Raw genomic sequence first — 3,454 nt, forward strand, 5'->3', positions numbered from 1 at the left:
GCGGAAGCTTGCGTGCATCGGTGGTTTGCATGGATCCGAATGTACACAATTCTTCCACGAATGTTAACTATTTTATGCTCGGATTAATAATGGCATCCGCGTACTGCTCGCTGAACGGCGGAACCATGTCGGTGGAAACTGCCATGACATGATAAACGAGCACGGCATCCTCGTGCACAGCTATGGGCCGCATATCTTTCATACACGGCGCCAAAAAGTCGTCGATTTTCTCAGCCGGTTCACCGCGTGGCGCAGTTACGAGCACCGCGTAATGGCCTTGATCGAAGGACGCTTGGCACCCGTGCCGTTCAACCTGACTTCCCTTGAAATCTGCCTACCCGACAAGGCTTTGAAACTCGCAAAACTTCTTACCGACACGTTCGGCAAAGACACCAGCATACCCATTTTGAGTCTACGCCAGCACGACAACATTGCACTCAGAGAACTGGGCAATTTCGTCTATTCAAGAATTTTTCTTGGCTACACGCAAAAACAATGGGGGCTGTCTCCTGAAGAAATTTCACCAGCCGTCACGGCGCGTGTACCTTTCCGGATAAGTCACGATGACCGCTATTTCACGGATTTTTTCCAGGCCATGCCTAAAGCCGGATATACGTCCATGTTCGAATCCATGCTCAGCCATCCAGAAATCACCGTAATGCTCGACACCGCCTTTACCGATATCGCGGGCGGCCATGCATCTCTCCCTTGTATCCATACCGGCGCCATTGACGAATACTTTGACTTCAGTCTCGACTCATTGCCCTACAGAAGCGCCCGGTTCGAATTTCAGCATCTGCGCCAGCAAAGGCATTTGCCTGTGGCCGTCGTCAATGAACCGGATTCAGACATCCCTCATACCCGAGTCTGCGAATATCGTCTTCTGACAGGCCAGGATGCCCCAGAAACGACGGTAGGTATTGAATTTCCATGCGCGCATCTCCCCGGAAAAACCCAGCAGTCCTATCCGGTTCGAACAGAGGCCTCTGTCGCTCGCTATAAGGAATACAAGAAGATGGCCCGCACGCGCACCCCTCAGACTATCTTTTGCGGTCGATTGGGCAGCTTTTGCTATTATAACATGGATGACGCGGTTTTGGCAGGGATGGGCGCCGCCAAGGCCATCCTGCGTTTTCTCCCGCCACGAAACCGGCCCCCTGATCTGGGCTGAGCTTGCCGCCACCAACAGAGCGCATCACCTTGATTCAGCGGCAGTGTGCAAGGCTCTTGGCATGATTGGTGCTCAGCTACTGACTAGAACTCGGAAAAGGGAAAATTTTGACGCTCGGAAAGCATAAACCAGGAATGTGACATATGCACTTGCGTAAGCGGGTATTGGTAACAGGCGGATCGGGATTTTTAGGCTCACACCTTTGCGAGCGCCTACTTCTTGAAGGCTGCGAAGTCATCTGCGTGGACAACTTCTTCACAAGTTCGCGCCAGAACATCGAGCACCTGCTGCCCAATCCAAGATTCGAGCTCATCCGCCACGATGTGACCTTCCCGCTCTACGTCGAGGTCGACGAAATCTACAACCTGGCCTGCCCGGCCTCGCCCATCCACTACCAGCACGACCCGGTGCAGACCATCAAAACCTGCGTGCACGGGGCCATCAACATGCTGGGGCTGGCCAAGCGCCTGCGCATCCCGATCTTCCAGGCCTCGACATCAGAAGTCTACGGCGACCCGGACGTCCACCCGCAACCGGAATCCTACTGGGGCAACGTCAACCCGATTGGACACCGCTCCTGCTACGACGAAGGTAAACGCTGCGCGGAATCCCTCTTCTTCGCCTACCACCGCCAGCACAGCCTCCCCATAAAAGTAGGAAGACTGTTCAACACCTACGGCCCCAGAATGCACCCGAATGACGGAAGGGTGGTCTCAAATTTCATCATGCAGGCCCTGCAAGGCAAGCCCATCACCATTTACGGGGATGGGTCGCAGACACGGTCTTTTTGCTATGTGGACGATCTGGTGGAACTGATGCTGCGGTTCATGCGGAATGATAAAGAATTTTGTGGGCCGCTGAATATGGGGAATCCGGGGGAGTTTAGCATTTTAGGGCTTGCCAAGCAGGTTATCGAACTGACTAACAGCTCTTCGAAAATTTCGCTTGAACCGCTACCCACGGACGATCCGAAGCAAAGAAAGCCTGATATCACATTGGCTAAAGAACATTATGGATGGGAACCGGAGGTTCGCTTGCGCGAGGGGCTTATGCAGACAATCTCGTACTTTGAAAATCTTTTAGCGTCCGGCGAATTACGGAAAGGATAGGAAAATACGCATCCTCGTCACTGGCGGCACCTGATACTTCAGAAGCCAAGCCTGCAATGCCTTGGCAAATCAAGGCCACACAGTTGCCACCCTGAGAACTTACCGACATGATACAGAGAGTTGCTCTGCTGGGGCAATTTTTTGGGCGAGATGCTGCTGTGCAGTACCTAAAAAAAATGTACCCGGCAGCACTGCATCGCGGTATAGCCCAATAGACGGCCAGTGCCTATGTCAACAAGTACGTCACCGACCTAGAGAAAAACAAATAAGATTGAAGGAACTCTTTTATGAAAGCTCTCAATCCATACATCCTCCCCGGCGATCTTGTCTTCGACGTCGGAGCAAACCTTGGCAATTGCGTACAAGAATATTCCCTACGAGGTGCGAAAGTTGTAGCTTTTGAGCCGAATAAAGAACTCGCAGATCATTTGCATCAAAGATTCTCTCATACAAATTCAGTTTATGTAGAAAACAAAGCATTATCTTCTTCTAGCGGGCTAATTAACTTCCAAATTTGTTCACAAGCACCAGCCATATCTACATGTAGTACAGAGTGGCATACAGGACGATTTAAACAGTACACTTGGGACAAAGAAGTAACTGTTGCATGCATAACACTTGACCAATGCATAGATTTTTTCGGTTTACCAAAATATATAAAAATCGACGTCGAAGGCTACGAGTTCCAAGTACTCTCCGGATTATCAAAGCCTGTAGATTTTTTGAGTTTCGAATTCACCAGCGAATTTATGCACAATTCTGTTGCCTGCGTGAACCACCTAGAACATATTGGAATGACACATTTCAATCTAGGGTTAAAGGAACACGAAACCCTTTTCATTCCTAAATGGCTTTCTTCAAGGGCTCTAAAAGCGATGATTGCAGACTTAACATCGCAGCACATCAATCTGTGGGGCGATATCTATGCATCAAAGACTTCCATCACCTGTTCGAAATTAGAAAAAATGCAATCTACATACCAGATCAAAACAGTATAATCAGAAGAGATGAATAAGCATGTAGTAAAAAAACTGAAGGGCAAAAAGAACGACTGAACACAAATGTTTTTAGCTATTAGTTACTCGACTTTCGGGGTTAGCCATTAGCAGCTAACAATCTTTGTTCATTGAAAATATAATCGAAATTGCGCCCCAAACTACGCATTCCTTTTTGA

Annotated in this window: 3 protein-coding genes; all 3 read left to right on the forward strand. The window is 49.3% G+C overall.

The genetic code is table 11. The annotated features are described in order from the left end of the window. Positions 1 to 94: 94 nt before the first annotated feature. Positions 95 to 1,171, forward strand: a complete 1,077-nt coding sequence (gene glf / locus H4684_RS20330) for a UDP-galactopyranose mutase (protein WP_318779668.1) — start codon at positions 95 to 97, stop codon at positions 1,169 to 1,171. Positions 1,172 to 1,314: 143 nt separating this feature from the next. After that, positions 1,315 to 2,280, forward strand: coding sequence for a UDP-glucuronic acid decarboxylase family protein (locus H4684_RS20335; RefSeq protein ID WP_192625153.1), 966 nt, complete (start codon positions 1,315 to 1,317; stop codon positions 2,278 to 2,280). A 287-nt stretch (positions 2,281 to 2,567) separates the two neighbouring features. Further along, positions 2,568 to 3,278, forward strand: a complete 711-nt coding sequence (locus H4684_RS20340; protein WP_192625154.1) for an FkbM family methyltransferase — start codon at positions 2,568 to 2,570, stop codon at positions 3,276 to 3,278. Positions 3,279 to 3,454 lie beyond the last annotated feature (176 nt).

Source organism: Desulfomicrobium macestii (genome assembly GCF_014873765.1).
GTDB lineage: Bacteria > Desulfobacterota > Desulfovibrionia > Desulfovibrionales > Desulfomicrobiaceae > Desulfomicrobium > Desulfomicrobium macestii.

What these genes read in the sequence shown, in the direction of transcription:
- H4684_RS20335 (WP_192625153.1), top strand. Translation starts at nt 1,315, where the DNA reads ATGCACTTGCGTAAGCGGGTATTGGTAACAGGCGGATCGGGATTTTTA.
- H4684_RS20340 (WP_192625154.1), top strand. Translation starts at nt 2,568, where the DNA reads ATGAAAGCTCTCAATCCATACATCCTCCCCGGCGATCTTGTCTTCGAC.